General features: G+C 75.1%; 14 protein-coding genes. 6 read left to right on the forward strand and 8 right to left on the reverse strand.

Annotated elements, in window-relative coordinates; all coding sequences use genetic code 11:
* The first annotated feature begins 109 nt into the window (after positions 1–109).
* On the forward strand, positions 110–685 hold the full coding sequence (locus DMP15_RS16280; RefSeq protein ID WP_237453730.1) for a DinB family protein: 576 nt from the start codon (positions 110–112) through the stop codon (positions 683–685).
* Between the two features lie 19 nt (positions 686–704).
* Here DMP15_RS16280 and DMP15_RS16285 read toward each other — a convergent pair whose 3' ends face one another.
* The 4 genes from DMP15_RS16285 to DMP15_RS16300 all read right to left on the reverse strand — a co-directional run bounded on the left by DMP15_RS16285 (position 705) and on the right by DMP15_RS16300 (position 8,273).
* The gene (locus tag DMP15_RS16285) at positions 705–2,978 is read right to left on the reverse strand and encodes a HelD family protein (RefSeq protein ID WP_083658488.1); all 2,274 of its coding nucleotides are present in this window, start codon (positions 2,976–2,978) and stop codon (positions 705–707) included.
* A gap of 276 nt (positions 2,979–3,254) precedes the next feature.
* Complete coding sequence (locus tag DMP15_RS16290) at positions 3,255–5,639, reverse strand: glycoside hydrolase family 65 protein (protein ID WP_337826118.1); 2,385 nt, start codon at positions 5,637–5,639, stop codon at positions 3,255–3,257.
* Positions 5,636–6,370 (reverse strand): beta-phosphoglucomutase family hydrolase, encoded by a 735-nt coding sequence (locus DMP15_RS16295; RefSeq protein ID WP_337826119.1) that lies wholly within the window; start codon positions 6,368–6,370, stop codon positions 5,636–5,638. The genes DMP15_RS16290 and DMP15_RS16295 overlap by 4 nt, the downstream gene beginning before the upstream one ends.
* A gap of 73 nt (positions 6,371–6,443) precedes the next feature.
* Complete coding sequence (locus DMP15_RS16300; protein WP_167379053.1) at positions 6,444–8,273, reverse strand: ATP-dependent DNA ligase; 1,830 nt, start codon at positions 8,271–8,273, stop codon at positions 6,444–6,446.
* Between the two features lie 160 nt (positions 8,274–8,433).
* On the opposite strand from DMP15_RS16300, the gene DMP15_RS16305 reads away from it, so the two are divergent.
* A complete protein-coding gene (locus DMP15_RS16305) occupies positions 8,434–10,983 on the forward strand; it encodes a DEAD/DEAH box helicase (protein WP_337826120.1) in 2,550 nt (849 codons plus the stop codon).
* Positions 10,984–11,115: 132 nt separating this feature from the next.
* Positions 11,116–13,260 carry a putative bifunctional diguanylate cyclase/phosphodiesterase gene (locus tag DMP15_RS16310; protein WP_083658291.1) on the forward strand — a complete coding sequence of 715 codons (2,145 nt, stop codon included), beginning with the start codon at positions 11,116–11,118 and terminating at the stop codon, positions 13,258–13,260.
* A 2-nt stretch (positions 13,261–13,262) separates the two neighbouring features.
* Here the strand turns inward: DMP15_RS16310 and DMP15_RS16315 are convergent, their stop codons facing one another.
* From DMP15_RS16315 to DMP15_RS16325, 3 genes are all read right to left on the reverse strand, one after another.
* Positions 13,263–14,048, reverse strand: coding sequence for an LLM class F420-dependent oxidoreductase (locus DMP15_RS16315; RefSeq protein WP_208820301.1), 786 nt, complete (start codon positions 14,046–14,048; stop codon positions 13,263–13,265).
* A gap of 56 nt (positions 14,049–14,104) precedes the next feature.
* Positions 14,105–14,962 (reverse strand): DUF742 domain-containing protein, encoded by an 858-nt coding sequence (locus DMP15_RS16320; protein ID WP_073574912.1) that lies wholly within the window; start codon positions 14,960–14,962, stop codon positions 14,105–14,107.
* Between the two features lie 203 nt (positions 14,963–15,165).
* On the reverse strand, positions 15,166–16,104 hold the full coding sequence (locus DMP15_RS16325; RefSeq protein ID WP_073574913.1) for an alpha/beta hydrolase: 939 nt from the start codon (positions 16,102–16,104) through the stop codon (positions 15,166–15,168).
* A 93-nt stretch (positions 16,105–16,197) separates the two neighbouring features.
* Between DMP15_RS16325 and DMP15_RS16330 the strand changes: the two genes are divergently transcribed.
* Both DMP15_RS16330 and DMP15_RS16335 read left to right on the forward strand, forming a co-directional pair.
* Entirely contained in the window at positions 16,198–17,127 is a 930-nt protein-coding gene (locus DMP15_RS16330) for a hypothetical protein (RefSeq protein WP_073574914.1), read from the forward strand.
* Positions 17,121–17,474, forward strand: a complete 354-nt coding sequence (locus DMP15_RS16335; protein ID WP_062394920.1) for a GntR family transcriptional regulator — start codon at positions 17,121–17,123, stop codon at positions 17,472–17,474. The genes DMP15_RS16330 and DMP15_RS16335 overlap by 7 nt, the downstream gene beginning before the upstream one ends.
* Positions 17,475–17,490: 16 nt before the next feature.
* Here the strand turns inward: DMP15_RS16335 and DMP15_RS16340 are convergent, their stop codons facing one another.
* Positions 17,491–18,699, reverse strand: coding sequence for an acyl-CoA dehydrogenase family protein (locus DMP15_RS16340; RefSeq protein WP_073574915.1), 1,209 nt, complete (start codon positions 18,697–18,699; stop codon positions 17,491–17,493).
* A 233-nt stretch (positions 18,700–18,932) separates the two neighbouring features.
* Here DMP15_RS16340 and fdhA point away from each other — a divergent pair, with 233 nt between their 5' ends.
* The gene (gene fdhA, locus DMP15_RS16345) at positions 18,933–20,147 is read left to right on the forward strand and encodes a formaldehyde dehydrogenase, glutathione-independent (protein ID WP_073574916.1); all 1,215 of its coding nucleotides are present in this window, start codon (positions 18,933–18,935) and stop codon (positions 20,145–20,147) included.
* Positions 20,148–20,171: the final 24 nt, after the last annotated feature.

Here is a 20,171-nt window from a genome sequence, read left to right on the forward strand (position 1 = left end):
ATCCACACCCCTGTCCGGTGTCCACACCTGCCGCAACGGGTGTGCCGACCGGACAGGGGGTGTGGACGCGGGCAGTCGGTGTCCGCGATCGGGGCCAGACTGTGGGGTCATGACGGAGATGGGGACGAGGACGGGTGTCGAATGGAACGGCGAGCTGCTCGCGCAGCTGACGTTCCACTGGGAGACCGCGCTGCGCCCGCGGCTGGCCGGGCTCACCGACGACGAGTACCACTGGGAGCCGGTTCCCGGCTGCTGGGGCGTGCGCCGCCGCGGGGAGTCGGTGACCCCGCCGGGCGCCGGGTCCGGCGCCTGGGTGATCGACTTCGCGTTCCCGACGCCGGAGCCGCCGCCGGTCACGACGATCGCCTGGCGGATCGGGCACGTGCTGGTCGGGGTGTTCGCGATGCGCTCGCACTCCCATTTCGGCGGGCCGGCCGTCGACTACGACTCCTACGCCTACCCCGGTACCGCGGCGGCGGCCCTGGACGCCCTGGACACCGAGTACGCCCGCTGGACCGCCGGGGTCGCCGCCCTCGGCGCCGAGGGCCTCGCCCGGCCGTGCGGACCGGCCGAGGGTCCCTACGCCGACGCGCCGCTGGCGACGCTGGTGCTGCACATCCACCGGGAGGCCATCCACCACGGGGCGGAGATCGCGCTGCTGCGCGACCTCTACCGGGCCGGCTGAGCCGAGCGCCGAGCCGAGCTCAGCCGGCCCGCCCGATCCGCTTGAGCACCGGGGGCAGGTCCCCGGAGTGGAGCACCCCGAGCCGCTGGGTGGCCCGGGTGATCGCGACGTAGAGGTCGTTGAGCCCCCGCGGGGACTCGTCCAGCATCTCCTGCGGCTCCACCACGACGACCGCGTCGAACTCCAGGCCCTTGGAGGCCGCGACCGGCAGCACCACGACCGGGGCGTCCAGCTCGGACTCCCCCTCCGCGGGCCCGGGGGTGGTGAGCCCGGCGGCGTCGAGGGCGGCGCGGACCCGGTCCAGTCGGGCCAGCGGTGCGAGGACGACGGTGCGGCCGTCGCCCACGGCGTCGCGCTCGGCCCGCACCCGCTCGGCCAGTACCCGGTCGCCGTCGGCCCCGGCGGGCAGCGCGGCCGCCCACGGCGGCACCCCGGTCGAGCGCACCGACGACGGCGGCCGCAGCGAGGCGTCGATCTCGGCGAGCACGTCGTCGGCGACGTCGGCGATCTCCGACGGCGTCCGGTAGTTGACGGTGAGCTGCTCCAGGCGCCAGCGACGGGCCACGAACGGCGACAGCACCTCGTCCCACGACCCGGCGCCGCCGCGGTCCCCCGTCTGGGCGATGTCCCCGACCAGGGTCATCGAGCGGGCGGGGGCGCGACGCATGACCATCCGCCAGGCCATCGCCGACAGCTCCTGCGCCTCGTCGACGATGACGTGGCCGTAGGTCCACTCGCGATCGGCGGCGGCCCGCTCGGCGGTCGAGTCGTAGCGCGAGACCTGCATGCGCTCGGCCAGCCGGTCGGCGTCGATGATGTCGGTGGCACGCAGCAGCTCGGGGTCGAGGTCCTCCTCCAGGTCGAGCACGTCGAGCACGCCCTGGGCGTACTCGACCTCCTCCCGCAGCGCCGCGGCCTCGGCGGCGGCCCGGGCGGCGCCGTCGTCGCCGAGGAGCTCGGCGGCCTCGTCGAGCAGGGCGACGTCGGCCGGGGTCCAGCGCAGGTCCGGGGGCACGTCGGCGTCGGGCGCCGGGCGCTCCAGCAGGGCCCGCTCGGGTGCCGGGATCCGCCGGGCCACCGAGTTGAGCCGGCGACGGTCGGCGAACAGGTCGGTGAGCAGCTGCTCGGGCGACAGCGTCGGCCAGAGCTCCTCGAGCTGCGTCGCGACCTCGGCGGACTCGGCGAGCTCGTCGCGGATGTCGTCGACGTCGCGCCGGTCCAGCAGGCCGGACTCGCCGCCGCCGACGCGACGGGCGACCTGCTGGGCGAGCAGCCGCAGCAGCTCCTTGCGGAAGATGCGGCGGGCCTCGTTGTGCGGCTTGCGGGAGCGCCGGGCCCGGGTGCGGGCCTGGGCGACGGTGTCCCGGTCGAGGACGACCCGCTGCTGCTCCACGACGAGCTCGACCGGGGTGCGCGGCAGCTGCTGCCGGTCGCGCACCGCGGCGGCGATCACCGGCGCCATCTCGGCGCGGCCCTTGAGCTCAGCGGCGGCCGCGGACTCGGTGCGCCGCGCGTCGAGCCCCGGGAACAGCTGGGCGACGGTGCCGAGCACGACGCTGGTCTCCCCCAGCGAGGGCAGTACCTGGCCGATGTAGCGCAGGAACGTCGGGTTCGGCCCGACGACGAGCACACCGCGCCGGGCGAGCCGGTCGCGGTGGGTGTAGAGCAGGTACGCCGCGCGGTGCAGCGCCACCGCCGTCTTCCCGGTGCCGGGCCCGCCCTGCACGACCAGCACCCCGGACGGCTTCGACCGGATGATCCGGTCCTGCTCGCCCTGGATGGTGGCGACGATGTCGCCCATCCGCCCGGTACGGGCCGAGGAGACCGCCGCCAGCAGCGCGGCCTCGCTGGTGAGCCCCGAGCCCGAGCGCGCCCGCTCCGCCTCGGTCATCTCGGCCAGGTTGAGCGGCTCGTCGTCGACCGCGACGACCTGCCGCAGCCGGGTCCGCAGGTGCCTGCGCCGCCGCATCCCCTCGGGGTTCGCGGCGGTGGCGGTGTAGAACGGCCGGGCGGCGGGTGCCCGCCAGTCCATCAGCAGCGGCTCGTACTCGTTGTCCTCGTCGAGCAGGCCGATGCGGCCGACGTAGCGGATCTCGCCGTCGTCCGCGTCGAGCCGGCCGAAGGCCAGCCCGTGCTCGGCGGCACGCAGACCGGCGAGCCGGTCGGTGAGCATCTCCGCGGCGGCGTCGCGCTGGGTGATGGCCTGCGGGGTGCCGACGGTCTCCTCGCGCAGCGTGTCGGCCAGCCGGCGCGCGGTGTCGCGACGGCGGTCCTCGAGCTGCTCGTAGAGCATGGCCACGTAGGACTGTTCGTGGGCCAGCTCCGGGTCGACCGGCGCGGCGGGGTCGGCCGCGGCAGCCGGGGAGCCGGCAGCGGAAGTGGGTTCGGGCACGGCGCGGGGATCCTCCACCGGGGGGACGTACACGAGGGGTCCGCGCGGTGCCAGGACGAGCCTGTCGCCGACGGAGCGACTGGCCAGGCTACCAGTGGTGGACGGCCTTCCGGTACGTGACGGACCGGGATCAGCCGGCCGGGCCCGGCACCCCCGCCCGCACCCGGAACGTGGCGGTCAGCCGCGGACCCGCGGGGCCCGTCCATGGGGCTGTTCCACCGGCTCCACCCACTCCGGGGTGGGGGTCGGCGCGGTGGCCGGGCTCTCGTCGTCGAGCGCGATGGGCTCGCCGTGGTGGCGCAGCCGCATCGGGGTGCCGTCGGTGAGCCGGTACTCGGTCTCCTCGGGGGTGATCGAGACCCGGATCCGGCGCCCCTGCCACTTCAGGCCGAACGAGATCCGCGACAGCGACGCCGGCAGCACCGGAGCGAACGACAACCCGTCGGCCTCGCAGCGCATCCCGCCGAAGCCCAGCACGACCGCGGTCCAGGTCCCGGCCATCGACGCGATGTGCATGCCGTGGTCGGTGTTGCCCGCCAGGTCCTGCAGGTCGACCAGGGCGGCCTCGGCGAGGTACTGGTGGGCCAGCTCCAGGTGCCCGGTGCGGGCGGCCATCACCGACTGGGTGCACGCCGACAACGACGAGTCCCGCACCGTGATCGCCTCGTAGTAGGCGAAGTTGCGGCGCTTCTGCTCCTCGGTGAACGCCTCCGGGAAGATCTGCATCGCCAGCACGAGGTCGGCCTGCTTGATGACCTGCTTGCGGTACAGGTCGAAGTAGGGGTAGTTCAGCAGCAGCGGGTACCGCTCGGCCGGGGTCTCCTCGAAGTTCCACCGCTGGTGGTCGGTGAAGCCCTCGGACTGCGGGTGCACGCCCAGGCGCTCGTCGAACGGGATGAACATGGCGCCGGCGGCATCGCGCCAGGACGCGATCTCCTCGGAGTCCACTCCGAGCCGTGACGCCGACCTCGGGTGCTTCGCGGCGACCTCGGCGGCGTAGCGCAGGTTCTGCTGGGCCATCAGGTTGGTGTAGACGTTGTTGTCCGCGATCGAGGAGTACTCGTCGGGGCCGGTGACGCCGTCGATGCGGAAGTTGCCCGCCGAGTCGTGGCTGCCCAGCGAGCGCCACAGCCGCGCGGTCGCGACCAGCAGCTCCAGCCCGACCTCCAGCTCGAACTTGGTGTCGCCGGTGGCGTGCACGTGCCGCTTCACCGCGTCGGCGATGTCGGCGTTGATGTGGAACGCCGCGGTGCCCGCGGGCCAGTAGCCGGAGCACTCGTGGCCGCGGATGGTGCGCCACGGGAACGCCGCGCCCTTGAGGCCGAGTGTCTCGGCGCGCTCGAAGGCCAGCGGCAGGATCGACTTGCGCCAGCGCAGGGCGTCCGCCGCCGCCTCCGGGGCGACGAAGGACAGCACCTGCAGGCAGAACGTCTCGGTGTCCCAGAAGGTGTGGCCGTCGTAGCCGTCGGCGGTCAGCCCCTTGGCCGGGATGCAGCGGCGCTCGGCGCGGGCGCCGGCCTGCAGGATGTGGAAGGTCGCCAGCCGCACGGCCTGCTGCAGCTCGGCGTCGCCGTCGATCTCGACGTCGGCGGTGGCCCAGAAGTCGTCGAGGTAGTCGCGCTGCTCGGCGACCAGGCCGTCCCAGCCGGTGTACCGGGCGGCGGCGATGGCGGCGCGCACCTGGTCGTAGACGGCGGGCAGGCTGCGCCGCGAGGACCAGCCGTAGGCGAGGTACTTGACCACGCGCAGCGACTGGCCGGGCTTGACCCGGGCGATGACGGTGGTGCGGGCGAGGTCCTCGTTGGCGTCGGTGGACACCTGGACGCCGTCCGGGCCGAACACCTCGTGCTCCATCGCCGCGCCGCAGCGCAGCTCCGACTTGCGGGTGCGGTGCACCAGGGTGGCCCCGGCGTCGCCGGCGCGGGACTGCTCGGGCTCCAGCACGTTGTCCAGCGCGGTGTCCAGGCGCGGGTCGTCGGCGTCGCGGCCGGGCAGCTGCTCGTTGGCGACGAGCTCGGACTGCAGCACCAGCAGGGCGGCGTCACCGGCGGCGCCGCTGCCGTCGTTGCCGTTGCTGACCAGCTCGACCTCGTAGGAGATCGCGGCGACCGCGCGCTGGGTCAGCGAGACCAAGCGGGTCGAGCGGACCCGGACCCGGCGCCCGGCCGGGGACTCCCACTCGACCTCGCGGTGCAGCGTGCCGGCCTGCATGTCCAGCACCCGTTCGTGCCGGTGCAGGGTGCCGTAGCGCAGGTCGAACGGCTCGTCGTCGACCAGCAACCGGATCAGCTTGCCGTTGGTCGTGTTGATGATCGTCTGCCCGGACTCGGGGTAGCCGTAACCGCCCTCGGCGTACGGCAGCGGCCGGACCTCGTAGAAGGAGTTCAGGTAGGTGCCGGGCAGGACGTGCGGCTCGCCCTCGTCGAGGTTGCCGCGCAGCCCGATGTGGCCGTTGGACAGCGCGAAGACCGACTCGGTCTGGCCCATCGCGTCCAGGTCGAGGCGCGGTTCGCGGACCACCCACGGCTCGACGGTGAAGGTGGGCAGGTGGTCGGGCTTCACGAACGCTCCAGCAGGTCGGCGAGATCGGTGACGACGACGTCCGCGCCGTGCTCACGCAGCGCGTCCGCCTGGTCGAGACGGTCGACGCCGACGACGGCGCCGAAGTCCCCCGCGTGGCCGGCCTGCACGCCGGCCAGCGCGTCCTCGAACACCACCGCGGCGGACCGGTCCACCCCGAGGTCGGCCGCGGCGGCGAGGAAGGTGTCGGGAGCGGGCTTGCCGGGCAGGCCGCGCTCGCGGGCGGTGACGCCGTCGACGCGGTGGTCGATGAAGGTCTCGAGCCCGGTGACCCGCAGGATCTGCTCGGCGTTCGCGCTGGAGGACACGACGGCGGTAATGAGCCCGGCGTCCTTCACCGCCTCCAGGTAGCGGCGCGACCCCGGGTAGACCTCGACTCCGTCGGTGCGGATCCGCTCCTGCACGAGGTCGTTCTTGCGGGTCGACAGGCCCCACAGGGTCTCGGTGTCCGCGGTGTCGTCCGGGGACCCCTCGGGCAGCTCGATCCCGCGCGAGGCGAGGAAGCTGCGGGTCCCCTCGAGACGAGGCTTCCCGTCGACGTACGGACCGTAGTCGGCGTTGACGTCGAACGGGGTGTACCCGTCACCGTCGCGGGAACGGAGGTACTCGTCGAACATCTGCGTCCACGCCGCGGCGTGGACGCTCGCGGTGTCGGTGAGTACGCCGTCCAGGTCGAACAGGCACGCGCGTGTGCCGTCGGGCAGCCCCAGCATGGCGCGCACGCTATCCGGATCGATGAAGGTCCGTCGCCCCGGGCGGTGCACGCCACTCCCCCGCCGGCGGGTGTCACACGACGGGCACGCCCAGCGGCAGGACCAACAGGACGAGCGGGGCGCGGGCGGGCCGCTCGGCCGGGCCCGCCGGATGGACCTCCACCCGGGCCGCGGGCCCGTCGGGGGCGTCCGGGTCCAGCCGCACGTGGACCGCGCCGCCCGCGCTGTGCGGCTCGATCTCCTCGGCCACCCCGCGGCGGACCGCGGCGAGCACCGACAGCGGCGGCACCGCCGACGACGGGTCGACACCGGCCCCGGACGGGTCGTCGAGCTCGGTGGTCAGCCGGGCGCCGAAGCGGGTCCGTTCGATCTGCAGGTACGCCCGCACGGCGGCGAGCTCCTCGTCGAGCCGGATCGAGGGCTCCCCGGCCCGGTCCGCGGCCCGGGACAGGTCGGCGAAGCCGAGCAGCAGCTCCCGGGCCCGTGGCGGGTCGGTGCGCACCAGCGAGGCGATGGTGTTGAGGGTGTTGTAGACGAAGTGCTGCTCGAGCCGCCGCGACAGCGGCCCGTGCCAGGGGCCGTCCGGGGCGGTGGCCGGCGGCACGGGGTCCACGGGGGCGCGCGGGACGGCGTCGCGGACCCGGATGCGGACGGTCTCGTCGGGGGCCGGGGCGCGGTGCGCGCCGGGCCGGGCCGGGCGGCCCTCGTCCGGCGGGGTGTCACGGGCGGGCCGGTCGGGGGCCGCGGTGCCGGCGGGGCCCGGGGCGCGGGCGTCCGGCGGGGCGTCCCCGTCCTCGGAGGCGGGCCGGGTGCCCGGTGCGGCCACGGCACCGGCGCGGGGCAGCACGACGGTCTCCGGGCCGTGCCCGGGTGCGTGCCCGGTCCCGCGGCCCGGGCGGCGCAGCGCGACGGTCGGGCGGACCGCCGACGCCGCCCGGCGCGCCGCGTCGATCGCGGTGGCCAGGTCGTCGTCGTGCTCGGCGGGCGCCACCAGACCGCGCCAGGACGGCAGGGTGAGCCGTCCGGCGGCCGTCCGGCCCCGGTGCTCGACCGCCGCGACCAGGCCGGGGGCCAGCCAGCGGGGGTCGACGCCGATCCCGTCGGGCACCCCGAGCGGCGGAGTCCCGGTGGCGGGGACGCGCAGGACGGTGCGGGCGTCGACGTCGGCGGCGCCGATCCCGACGCGGCCCACGTAGCGGAGCCCGCCGGGCTCGGGCAGCGCCAGCAGCACCGCGCCGATCCGCTCCCGGCCCCCGCCCGGGGCCCCGGCGGGCACCCAGCCCGCGACGAGCACCTGCCGGTGGCGGCGCAGCGGCACCCGCAGCCAGTTCCGGGTGCGCCGCCCGGGCTGGTAGGGCAGGTCGAGCCGCTTGAGGTGCAGCCCGTCGAGGCCGTAGCGCTCCGCGGTCCGGACCACGAGGTCGGCCTCGTCGAGCCCGAACGAGGGCGGGACCAGGATCTTCGGTCCGGCCAGGTCGAGCGCCTCCAGCTCCGCGCGGCGGCGCCGGTAGGGCAGCTCGCACGTGCGGCGGCCGTCGCAGAACAGCAGGTCGGTGACCACGTAGCCGACCGGGACCTCGGACCGCAGGGCCGCGTCCGGGGACACCGTCGCGGTGCGGCGCAGGAGCGGACCGCGCGACGGGCGGCCCGCCTCGTCGAGGGCGACGACGGTGCCGTCGAGCACCATGCCGCCCGGCGGGGCCTGGTCGCCGAGCACGGCGAGCTCGGGGAAGGACCCGGTCACGCTGCGTGCGGTGGAGGACAGCAGCCGGACGCGGCCGGGCCGGGCGTAGGCCACGCAGCGGTGGCCCTCCCAGGCGAACTCGACCGCCCAGCGGTCCGGGTCGCCCGCGTCGGTCAGCTCGCCCGCGGCGGGCAGCATCGGCGGGATGAGGTCGGGCATGGGCGCGCCAGGACCCGCGCCGGCGCGCGCCTGCCCGGCGCCGTGCGTCGCACCGCCCCCCACCACGGCATCCACGCTATCCCCCGCACGGGCGAGTGCGGGCGCCACCTCGGCGCTGCGGCGCCCGGTGTCGGGGGTGTCTGCGACGATCGGTCCCATCATGACGCTCACCGACCGGCTGCCGCGCTCCTCCGACCCCGCGAACCCCCCGGATCCCGCCGCGCTGGTGGACACCTTCGCCGAGTGGGCGTTCGACGAGCGCGGTCTGTCGCTGTACCCGGCGCAGGAGGAGGCGCTGCTGGAGCTGGTCACCGGCGCCAACGTGATCCTCTCGACGCCGACGGGCTCGGGGAAGTCGCTGGTCGCGATCGGCGCGCACGCCGCGGCGCTGGCCCGCGGTGAGCGCAGCTTCTACACCGCGCCGATCAAGGCGCTGGTCAGCGAGAAGTTCTTCGCGCTGTGCGAGGTGTTCGGCGCGGACAAGGTCGGCATGCTCACCGGCGACGCCGCGGTGAACGAGAAGGCTCCGATCATCTGCTGCACCGCGGAGATCCTGGCGAACCTCGCCCTGCGCGAGGGCCCCGGGACCGACGTCGGCTCGGTGATCATGGACGAGTTCCACTTCTACGCCGACCCGTCGCGCGGCTGGGCCTGGCAGGTGCCGATCGTCGAGCTGCCGCAGGCGCAGTTCCTGCTGATGAGCGCCACGCTGGGCGACACGTCGTTCTTCGCGGAGGATCTGACCCGGCGCACCGGGCGGGAGACCGCGGAGATCACCTCGGTGGAGCGGCCGGTGCCGCTGCACTTCCGCTACGTCGTCGAGCCGCTGCACGAGACGATCACCGAGCTGCTGTCGACGCGTGAGGCGCCGGTCTACGTCGTGCACTTCACCCAGCAGGCCGCCGTCGAACGGGCGCAGGCGCTGATGAGCGTCAACGTCACCTCCAAGGAGGACAAGGCCGCGATCGCCGAGACGATCGGGGCGTTCCGGTTCACCTCCGGCTTCGGCCGCACCCTGTCCCGCCTGGTGCGCCACGGGATCGGCGTGCACCACGCGGGGATGCTCCCCCGCTACCGGCGGCTGGTGGAGACCCTCGCCCAGGCCGGCCTGCTCAAGGTCATCTGCGGTACCGACACCCTCGGCGTCGGCATCAATGTGCCGATCCGCACGGTGCTGTTCACCGCCCTGTCCAAGTACGACGGGCGCCGCGTGCGCCCCCTCAAGGCCCGCGAGTTCCACCAGATCGCCGGCCGCGCCGGGCGGGCCGGGTACGACACCGTCGGCACCGTCGTCGCGCAGGCCCCCGAGCACGACATCGAGAACGCCAAGGCACTGGCCAAGGCGGGCGACGACCCGAAGAAGCGCCGCAAGGTAGCGCGCAAGCAGCCGCCCGAGGGTTTCGTCGGCTGGTCGGAGACCTCGTTCGAGAAGCTGCAGCAGGCCCGGCCGGAGCCGCTGACGAGCCACTTCGAGGTCACCCACGCGATGCTGCTCAACGTCGTGTCGCGCGGCGGGGACACCTACGCCGCGATGGAGCACCTGCTCACCGACAACCACGAGCCCCGCAAGCGGCAGCTGAAGCACATGCTGCGGGCGATCGCGATCTACCGGGCGCTGCGCACCTCCGGCGTCGTCGAGCAGTACACCGTGGACGGTGCGACCCGTCCACGGGCGCGGGTGGTCGACGAGCTGCAGCTGGACTTCGCACTCAACCAGCCGCTGTCGCCGTTCGCGCTGGCGGTGTTCGAGCTCCTCGACCGGGAGTCTCCGACCTACGCCCTCGACGTGCTCTCGGTGATCGAGTCGACCCTCGACGACCCCCGCCAGATCCTCGCCGCCCAGCAGAACAAGGCCCGCGGCGAGGCGATCGCGGCGATGAAGGCCGACGGCATCGAGTACGAGGAGCGGATGGCCCGCCTGGAGGAGGTCACCCACCCCAAGCCCCTCGACGAGATGCTGCACGCGGCGCTGGAGACCTACCGCCGCGGCGCACCGTGGGTCGCCGACGCCGTCCTGTCGCCGAAGTCGGTGGTCCGGGACATGAGCGAGCGGGCGATGACGTTCACCGAGTACGTCTCGCACTACCAGCTCGCCCGCTCCGAGGGCCTCGTGCTGCGCTACCTGGCCGACGCCTACCGGGCGCTGCGCCAGACCGTGCCCGAGCACGCCCGCACCGAGGAGCTCACCGACCTCGTGGAGTGGCTGGGCGAGCTGGTCCGCCAGACCGACTCCTCGCTGCTCGACGAGTGGGAGAAGCTCGCCGCCGGGGCGGGTGCCGACGGGGAGATGCTGCCGCCGGGGGCCGAGGTCGCCGTCGCCACGCCGACCGGGGTCACCGGCAACGCCCGCGCGTTCCGGGTCATGGTGCGCAACGCGCTGTTCCGCCGGGTGGAGCTCGCGGCGATGGGCCGCTACGCCGAGCTGGGCGACCTCGACGCCGACGCCGGCTGGACCGCCGACCGCTGGCGGGACGCCCTGGCCCCCTACTTCGCGATCCACGACCGGATCGGCTTCGGGCCGGACGCGCGCGGGCCCGAGCTGTTCGACCTCACCGAGGAGGCCGACCGCTGGCTGGTGCGCCAGGTCCTCGACGACCCGGCAGGCGACCGGGACTGGGCGATCACCGCCGAGGTGGACCTCGCTGCCTCCGACGAGGCCGGTGAGGCCGTCGTGTGGGTGACGGAGGTGACCGACGGGTCGCCGGTCTGACCCGACCGGCCCGTCGCGGGGCGCCGACGTAACCCGGTCGGCCCCACCGGGCGGGTCGGATCGGTTACGGTGTTCACCGATCATCCCGATCATGAGGGAAGTCCCTCCCACCGGAGCGAACGGGGGCGGTGGATGCAGCAGGCCGACGTCGCCGCTGCTCGCGCCGACCACGGACGGGCGCTCGTCCCCGCAGCACTCCCCGACCCCGCCGACCTCGCCGGTCCCTGGGCCTCGGAGCTGGCCCGGCACTCGGTGCTGCCGGCCACCGAGCTCCGCCCGGTCCTCGACCGGGTGACCGGCCAGTTGCGGGAGGCCGCGCTCGCGGAGCGGTACGACCCGGCCCTCCCGGCGGCCGCCGGCGGGGACCTGGTGCGGGCGCGCATCCACCAGCCGGGCTGCCTGGAGATCGGGATGGAGCTGCTGGGGGCGCACCTGGAGCCTGCCGCGGACACCGCCGCCCGGGTCCGGCGGATCGCGGCCGTGCTGGCGGCGTTCGCCCGCGGGTTCACCGAGGCCACCCGCAGCCTGGTCCTCGCCGAGCACGAGCAGGTCACCCGGGCCGCGCTGGAGGCCCGCCGCGTCGCCGAGGAGGCCCGCCGTCGCTCGGACCTGCGGCTGCGGACCGTCGTCGACTCCGCGGCCGTCGGGATCGTGATCTTCGACCCGGACGGGCGGCTCGTCGAGGTGAACGAGACCGCCGCCGTCATGTCCGGGTACACGCCCGCACAGCTGCTGAGGATGCGGGTCACCGACTTCGTGCCCCGGGAGTCGGCGCCGGAGGTGTGGGCGGAGCGGCCGCGGCTCCTCGACGGCTCCCTGGACCGGCTCCGGGTGGTCCGCCCGGTCCGGCGCGCCGACGACAGCGACGTGTGGATCGACGCCGTGGTCACCCTGCTCGGCCCGGTCGGCGGTGACGAGCAGCTGCTCGTCGCGGTGGTGTCCGACGTGACCGACCAGTTGCTGATGCAGGAGAGCCTGGCCCACCAGGCGTCGCACGACCCGCTGACCGGGCTGCCGAACCGGTCGCTGTTCTTCGAACGCCTGCGCACCGCGATCGACGCGGGCTCCTCCGGTGCCCGCCCGGGGGTCTGCTATCTGGACCTGGACGGGTTCAAGGTCGTCAACGACACCCTGGGCCACCAGGCCGGGGACCGGCTGCTGCAGGTCCTGGCCGACCGGCTCCGGGGCGCGCTGGAGCCCGGCGGGCACCTCGTCGCGCGGATGGGCGGCGACGAGTTCGTCGTGCTGGTGCCGCGCACCGCCGACCGGGCCGAGCTGGAGGAGGTCGCGACCCGCGCGCTGGGGACCGTGCGCCGCCCGGTGCGCGTCGACGGCCGCGACATCGTGATCTCGGCCAGCGTCGGGGTGGTGCGCCACGACGGCGAGCTGGGCACCGACGAGCTGATCGCCGCCGCCGACACCACCCTCTACTCGGCCAAGCGGGCCGGCCGCGGGCGCTACGTGCTCTACGACCGCGACCGCCACCGCGACGACGTCGCCCGCTTCGAGCTGTCCTCGCAGATGCCCGAGGCGCTGCGCCGCGACGACTTCGTGGTCGTCTACCAGCCCCTGGTGCGCCTGGCCGACGAGCAGACCATCGGGGTCGAGGCGCTGGTGCGCTGGCAGCGCCCCGACGGGCAGCTGCTGGGCCCGGACCGGTTCATCCCGCTCGCCGAGGAGACCGGGCTGGTCGTGCCGCTGGGCCGCCGGGTCCTCGACGAGGCGTGCCGGCAGGGCCGGGTCTGGGCCGACGCGTACCCGGACAGGCCGCTGACGATCAGCGTGAACGTCGCCGCCCGGCAGGTGACCGAGTCGGACCTGGTCGCCGACGTCGCGGCGACGCTGGAGCGCCACGACTGGCCGCCGGAGCTGCTGCAGGTCGAGCTGACCGAGTCCGACCTGATGGGCTCCCCCGGCCGGCCGCTGGCCACGCTGCGCGAGCTCGACCGGCTCGGCGTGAAGATCGCCATCGACGACTTCGGGACCGGCTACTCCAACCTCGCCTATCTGCGGCACCTGCCGGTGCACCGGCTCAAGCTGGCCGGGCACTTCCTGGCCGGGACCGCCGAGCGCGACGACGTCATCCTGCGCACGCTGATCTCGCTGGCCTCCGCGCTGGACCTGGAGGTCACCGCCGAGGCGGTGGAGACCCGGGAGCAGGCGGCGCGGCTGCGCGAGTACGGCTGCGCCAACGCGCAGGGCTGGTACTACGCACCCGCGGTCGTCGCGGAACGGGTCCCGGACCTGATCCGGGACCCGTTCCTGCGTGCCCTCTGAGCTCAGCCGTTGCGCTCGTCGCGCCAGGCGATCCAGTCCTTCAGCCGGGACAGGTCGTAGCCGCCCTGGCCGTCCTGGCCGACGGTGAACAGGCGCACCCCGGCGTCGTACAGGGCGGCGCCGTCGTCCTCCGGGGCGCCCTCGACGCCGACCGAGCGTTCGATCTCGGCCGGGTCGCGGCCGATGTCGCGGCAGTGCCCGTCGAGGATGCCGCTCTTGCGGGTGACGGTGTCGACGTCGCCGAAGCCGTGCCAGATGCCGGCGTGCTCGGCGGTGTAGCGCAGGGTCTTCTTCTCGCCCCCGCCGCCGATGAGGATCGGGATGTCGCGGGTCGGCGCCGGGTTGAGCGCCGACCAGCGGCTCCGGATGCGGGGCAGGGCCGCGGCCAGGTCGTTCAGCCGGCCGCCCGCGGTGCCGAACTCGTAGCCGTACTCGTCGTAGTCGCGCTGGAACCAGCCGGAGCCGATGCCCAGGATCAGCCGGCCGTCGGAGATGTGGTCGACGGTGCGGGCCATGTCGGCGAGCAGCTCGGGGTTGCGGTAGCTGTTGCAGGTCACCAGGGCGCCGATCTCCACCCGGGAGGTCGCCTCGGCCCAGGCGCCGAGCATGGTCCAGCACTCGAAGTGCTTGCCGTCGGGCTCGCCGTAGAGCGGGAAGAAGTGGTCCCAGTTGAAGACGACGTCGACGCCGGCCTCCTCGGCGGCGGCCACGGTGCGGCGGATGTCGGCGTAGTCGGCGTGCTGGGGCTGCAGCTGCAGTCCGATGCGGACGGGACGGGGATCGGTCATGTCCCCATCCTGGCCCCGGCGCGCGGGCCCCGCAGGACACCCGCGGGCCCGGCGGGTCAGAGCCGGCGCAGCCCGGCCAGCACCCGGTCCATCAACGCGACGCTCGGCCCGTCCTCCGCCGAGGACACACCGTGCACCACCAGGCGCCCCTCGGAGGCGAGGTCGTCGATGAGCACCCGGGCGACGCCCAGCGGCACCGCGGCCAGCGCCGCGACCTCCGACACCGACCGGGGCCGGGTGCACAGCCGCAGCACCGCGGCGCGCTCGACCGAGTCGGCGCGCGGGACGGGGCCGGGGGCGGGCCGCACCGAGACCAGCGTCTCCAGCCGCAGCTCGGCGCGGACCCGGGTACGGCCGCCGGTCATGACGTAGGGCCGGACCGGGGCGAACGCCGGGACCTCGAGCGGCGCGGCGTCCGGCGGCGCGGTGAGCTGGGGCGCCGGGTGCCGGGGCGCGGGCGGGGAGGACGCGGGGCCGGCCGCCGCGGCCGGACGACCCGGTCCCGGCGCGGGGCGGCCGTAGACCACGGGCAGCGGCGCGGTGTCCGCGGGCCCGGGCGTGCCGGTGTCGCCGTCCGGGCCGCGACCGGTGTCCGCCGCCGCGGGGTCACCGGTCGCGGTGCCGCCCACCGTGGTGTCGTCGGCCGGGTGCCCGGCCGACTCCGCGCGGGCCGCCGCACGACGCGCCGCCCGCTCGCGGCGGCTCAGCCGGGTGCGCTTCGCGGAGTGCCCGCCGAACCGGGCCCCGGTCACTCCGACCAGGTTCTCCGGCTCGGACTCCGGCTCCTCCGCCACGACGGTGGGCTCCGGGTCCGGCTCCGGCGGCCTGCCGTGCGGGTACTCCGGGTCGGGGGCGTGCCGGGACGGGGGCGCCCCGAACCGGGCCCCAGTGCGTCCGATCTCCGACCGTGCCATCCACCCTCCGCGCCTCGCGGCCGCGGCGGCCCGCGGGCGCCGCTGTCGTCCGTTCCGTCCCGCGGTGCGGTCGTCGTCACGATGCGCGACCGGGGAGCCACAGGGTGGCGCGGGACGACTACCGCACCGTGTCGCCCGTGTCACATCCGTGTGACGCGACCTCGTCGGTGCAGGTCACGAGCACAGCGGTTCACCCGATCCGGCTAGCGACGCAGCAGCGTGGTGAACGTGGCCAGCGCCTGCCCGGCGATCCGCTCGGCCGCGGGCACGACGCCGAGGAACGCGACGTAGCCGTGGATGAGACCGGGTCCGTCGACCTCGGTGACCTCCACCCCGCCCGCGCGCAGCGCCGCGGCCCAGTCGCGGCCCTCGTCGCGCAGCGGGTCGAACTCGGCGGTGGCGACCACCGCGGGCGCCAGCCCGGACGGGTCGGCGGGCGCGGCGGCCCCCAGCGGCGCGACCTCAGGGTCGGCCGGGGCGGGGCCGGACAACAGGCTGTCCCAGAACCAGCGCATGTCCGCCGCGGTGAGGAAGTAGCCCTCGCCGTTCTCCCGGTGCGACGGCGTCGCCCCCTCCGGCGCGAGGGCCGGGTAGAACAACAGCTGGGCGGCCGGGCGCGGGCCGCCGCGGTCGCGGCAGCGCAGCGCCAGCCCGGCGACCATGCTCGCCCCGGCGCTGTCGCCTGCCAGCCCGAGCCGCCGGCCCGGGAACCGGCCCGCGACGGCGAGCAGCGCGGCCCAGGCGTCGTCGAGCGGCGCGGGGTGCGGGTGCTCGGGCGCGAGCCGGTAGTCCACCGCGACGACGACCGCGCCGGTCGCATTCGCCACCCGCCGGCACACCGGGTCGTGGGTCTCCAGGTCCCCGACGACCCAGCCGCCGCCGTGCAGGTAGAGCACCACGGCCGCGCCGTCGTCGCCCTCGGGGACGTAGGTGCGCAGCGGCACCGGGCCCGCCGGGCCGGGGACGGTGTCGTCGTCGACCCGGCCGACCTGCTCGGGGACGAACCCCGGACCGCGTCGGGCCAGGGCGAGCGACCGGTAGTGGGCCCGGGTGGCGACCGGGTCGCCGTCGCGGACCAGCGGCAGGGCCCCCGCCCCGGCGAGGGTGTCGAGCACGGTCCGGAACGCGGGGTCGAGCGCCATGGCCGTGACGCTAGCCGGTCCCCGGGGGATGCGCAGACACTATTGTTCTAGTACATTGCGAACAAGTTCGGATCACTCGACGAGAGGGACGCCATGACCACACCCGTCGTGCGCACGAGCCGTCGCCGGCTCCTCGCCACCGCACCGGCCACCGCACTGACCGTCGCGGGCCTGGCCGCCCTGGTGGCCACCCAGCCGCCCGGCCGGACGCTCCAGACCACCCTCGCGGTGGTCGTCGTGGGCCTGCTCGCGATCGGGCTGCCGCTGCTGCGGCTGCGCTCCGGGCGGCCCGACGTGGAGCGCCGCGCGGTCGGCACCGCCTGGGCCTTCGCCGTCATCGTGTGGTGGGTGCCCGGCACCCGGCTGGCTCCGCAGGTCCCGGGCTGGGCCTGGACCGCCGGCGTCCTGGCGGCGGTCGCCGCCGCCTACGGCATCGGACACCTGCTGGCCGGGCCGGACGCCCCGCGGCCGTCGGCGACCGGCAGCGCCCCGGCCGGCGCGGTGCGCACCCCGCTCGCGCCCGGTGAGCGGTACCTGTGGGCCCGCACCGTGCTGTCCCGCCCCACCCTGGTCGTCGCGGCGGTGCTGCTCCTGGCCGCCGTCGCCCAGCTGGCGGCCGGCGGCAGCGCGGTGCTGGTCGTCGTGCTCGTCGCCGCCGCCGTCGTCTCGACCGCACTGACCGCCGTCGCCCGGGTCCGTGTCGACGGCGACGGGGTACACGTCCGGCAGGCGCTGCTCGGACGGCCGCTGGCCGAGGCACCGCTCACCGAGGTCCGCGGCGCGCGGTCGGAGCAGCTCGACCCGGAGCGCTTCGGATGGAACGAGTACGGCGTCCTGCGCCGGTCGCCGTCCGTGCTCGGCTACCGCGCCCGGCGGGCCGGGGAGGCGCTGGTGCTCGACCTCACCGACGACCGCCGGTTCGTGGTCACGGTGCCCGACGCCGCCACCGCGGCCGGGCTGGTCAACGCCGAGCTCGACCGTCGCGCCGGGCGCGGCGCGGCCGGCGCCGCACCGTCGTGCTGATCCGGGTCGACCCGTCGTCGCCGGTGCCGCTCGGGGACCAGGTCGCGGCCTCGGTCCGCCGGGCGGTCGCCGACGGCCGGGCCGCCGCCGGGGACCGGCTGCCCCCGGCCCGCGAGGTCGCGGGCGCACTGGGGATCAATCTGCACACCGTGCTGCGCGGCTACCAGCAGCTGCGCGACGAGGGCCTGGTCGACCTGCGGCGCGGCCGCGGGGCCGTGCTCACCGAGCGGGCCACCGGTGGACGCGCCGAGCTGGAGCGCAAGGCCGGTGAGCTGGCCGAACTCGCCCGGCGGCTCGGGCTCGACGAGTCCGACGCCCTCGGCGCGGTGCGGGCCGCCTTCCGCTGACGCCGCGGCGCCGCCGTCAGCCGAGCGGGCTGCGCGGCAGCAGCCGGTCGGAGATGATCTTGCGCTGGATCTCGCTGGTCCCCTCGAAGATCGTGGTCAGCCGGGCGTCGCGCCAGTGCCGTTCCACCTGGTGCTCGGTGGTGTAGCCGTTGCCGCCGTGCAGCTGGATGCCGTCCGCGGTGACCTCGGCGGCCATCTCGGTGGCCAGCAGCTTGACCATCGCCGCCTCCCGCTCGCAGGGCTCGCCGAGGTCGAGCCGGTGCGCCACGTTCTGGTAGAAGGCGCGGGCCTGCTCGACCCGGGCGGCCATCGTCGCGAGGGTGAACCGGACGGCCTGGAAGTCGCCGATCGGGTGCTCGAACTGGTGGCGTCGCTGCAGGTAGCGCACGCAGTCCTCGACGGCGGCCCTGGCGAGCCCGACCGCCCGCGCGGCGGTGTGCACCCGGGCGATGTTCAGCCACGACTGGGCGTCGGCGAATCCCTCGCCGCCGGCGCCGAGCTGGTTGCCGACCGGCACCCGCACGCCGTCGAACTCCAGGTCCCAGGTGACGAAGCCGTGGTAGCCGATCTTGTCGATCGGGCGGCCGGTGATCCCGGCGGGGAAGGTGTCGCGCTCCTTCTCCACGACGACCGTCGCCAGGCCCGCGGAGCGCTTCTCCCCCGGCGCAGGGTCGTCGGTGCGCACCAGCACCTGGATGAAGTCGGCGGCCTTGGCGTTGCCGGTCCAGCGCTTGTGCCCGGTGATCACGAACTCGTCGCCGTCGCGGACCGCGCGGGTCTCCACCCCGGCCAGGTCGGACCCGGCGTCGGGCTCGGACAGCGCGATCGCGCCGATCCACTGCCCGCGGGCCGACCGGCGCAGCAGCTCCGCACGGCGCTCCGGGTCGGTGACGGCGGTCCCGGCGCCCTGCGCACGGGCGATGATCGACCCGACGCTCATCCACGCCCGGGCCAGCTCCTCGGCGACCATGCAGTACTCGAACGCCCCGAGACCCAGCCCGCCGTGCTCACGGTCGACGGTGATGCCGAAGTAGCCCAGCTCGCCCATCTCGTCGAGCAGGTCGCGCGGGATCTCGCCCTTGCGCGGGTCCAGCTCGTCGGCGACGGGCAGCACCCGGGTCGCGGCGAACTCGCGGGCCTGCTTCTGCAACGCCTCGCGCTCGGGGGTGTGGTACGGCGCGGTCAGTACCGGGACAGGCGGCTCGAGAAGATCGTCACTGGCCATGGGCGCAGTATCACCCGTCCCGGCCGACCCCGCCCGGACCCGACCGGCCGACCCCGACCATCGGCACAGGACCGCTGCGGCACGCATCGCCGCGTGCGCATGTCCGTACGGGGTGGGAGGGTCGTCAGCGGGCGACGCGGCCCGACCCGTGGGGGCGCGGGATCGGTGCGGCCGCGTCACCGCCGCGCGGCCGCGACCGCGGTCCGCGCGTCCACGCAGGAGGGGAGCGCACCATGCCCGACAACCGCGTCGTCGTGTACAAGGGACCCGGCGAGGTCGCCGTCGAGTCGATCGACTACCCGAAGCTGGAGCTGCCCACCGACGTCGTCGACGGGCTCGGCATCCAGCGGAAGGCTCCGCACGCGGCGATCCTGAAGATCGTCACCACCAACATCTGCGGATCCGACCAGCACATGGTCCGCGGCCGCACCACCGCACCGGTCGGGCAGTCGCTCGGCCACGAGATCACCGGCGAGATCGTCGAGGTCGGCGACGACGTGCTGTTCGCGAAGGTCGGCGACATCTGCTCGGTGCCGTTCAACATCGCCTGCGGGCGTTGCCGGATGTGCAACGAGGGGAAGACCGGCGTCTGCCTGAACGTCAACCCGGCCCGTCCCGGCGCCGCCTACGGCTACGTCGACATGGGCGGCTGGATCGGCGGCCAGGCCGAGTACGTGATGGTGCCCTTCGCCGACTTCAACCTGCTGCGCTTCCCCGACCGCGACCAGGCGTTGGAGAAGATCCTCGACCTCACGATGCTGTCGGACATCTTCCCGACCGGCTACCACGGCGCGGTGACCGCCGGGGTCACCACCGGATCGACGGTCTACGTGGCCGGCGCCGGGCCGGTCGGGCTGGCCGCGGCGCACGCCGCGCAGCTGCTGGGGGCGGCGGCGGTCGTCGTCGGGGACATGATCCCCGAGCGGCTCGCGCAGGCGCGCAGCTTCGGCTGCGAGACCGTCGACCTGTCCGGCGACGGGACCCTGGCCGAGCAGCTGGAGCAGCTGCTCGGCGAGCCCGAGGTGGACGCCGCCGTCGACGCCGTCGGGTTCGAGGCCCGCGGACACGGGCGCGACGCCGGGGAGGCTCCCGCGACCGTGCTGAACTCGGTCATGGAGGTGACCCGGGTCGGCGGCGCGCTCGGCATCCCGGGGCTCTACGTCACCGGCGACCCGGGTGCCGCCGACGACAAGGCCAAGGAGGGCACCCTCGGCGTGCGGATCGGGCTGGGCTGGGCGAAGTCGCACAGCTTCACCACCGGCCAGTGCCCGGTGAAGAAGTACAACCGGCAGCTGATGCAGGCGATCCTGTCCGACCGGGCGCAGATCGCGAAGGCGGTCAACGCGACCACGATCTCGCTGGACGACGCCCCGCGCGGCTACCAGGAGTTCGACGGCGGCGTGGCCCGCAAGTTCGTGATCGACCCGCACGGCAGCGTCGCGGCGTGAGACCGGCCGGGTCCGGTGCCGCCG

The sequence above is a fragment of the Pseudonocardia sp. UM4_GMWB1 genome, assembly GCF_017312155.1.
Classification (GTDB): domain Bacteria; phylum Actinomycetota; class Actinomycetes; order Mycobacteriales; family Pseudonocardiaceae; genus Pseudonocardia; species Pseudonocardia alni.

Coding starts and splice junctions, on each gene's coding strand:
- DMP15_RS16280 (WP_237453730.1), top strand. CDS start 110: ATGACGGAGATGGGGACGAGGACGGGTGTCGAATGGAACGGCGAGCTG.
- DMP15_RS16285 (WP_083658488.1), bottom strand. CDS start 2,978: ATGCTCTACGAGCAGCTCGAGGACCGCCGTCGCGACACCGCGCGCCGG.
- DMP15_RS16295 (WP_337826119.1), bottom strand. CDS start 6,370: ATGCTGGGGCTGCCCGACGGCACACGCGCGTGCCTGTTCGACCTGGAC.
- DMP15_RS16300 (WP_167379053.1), bottom strand. CDS start 8,273: ATGCCCGACCTCATCCCGCCGATGCTGCCCGCCGCGGGCGAGCTGACC.
- DMP15_RS16305 (WP_337826120.1), top strand. CDS start 8,434: ATGACGCTCACCGACCGGCTGCCGCGCTCCTCCGACCCCGCGAACCCC.
- DMP15_RS16310 (WP_083658291.1), top strand. CDS start 11,116: ATGCAGCAGGCCGACGTCGCCGCTGCTCGCGCCGACCACGGACGGGCG.
- DMP15_RS16315 (WP_208820301.1), bottom strand. CDS start 14,048: ATGACCGATCCCCGTCCCGTCCGCATCGGACTGCAGCTGCAGCCCCAG.
- DMP15_RS16320 (WP_073574912.1), bottom strand. CDS start 14,962: ATGGCACGGTCGGAGATCGGACGCACTGGGGCCCGGTTCGGGGCGCCC.
- DMP15_RS16325 (WP_073574913.1), bottom strand. CDS start 16,104: ATGGCGCTCGACCCCGCGTTCCGGACCGTGCTCGACACCCTCGCCGGG.
- DMP15_RS16330 (WP_073574914.1), top strand. CDS start 16,198: ATGACCACACCCGTCGTGCGCACGAGCCGTCGCCGGCTCCTCGCCACC.
- DMP15_RS16340 (WP_073574915.1), bottom strand. CDS start 18,699: ATGGCCAGTGACGATCTTCTCGAGCCGCCTGTCCCGGTACTGACCGCG.
- fdhA (WP_073574916.1), top strand. CDS start 18,933: ATGCCCGACAACCGCGTCGTCGTGTACAAGGGACCCGGCGAGGTCGCC.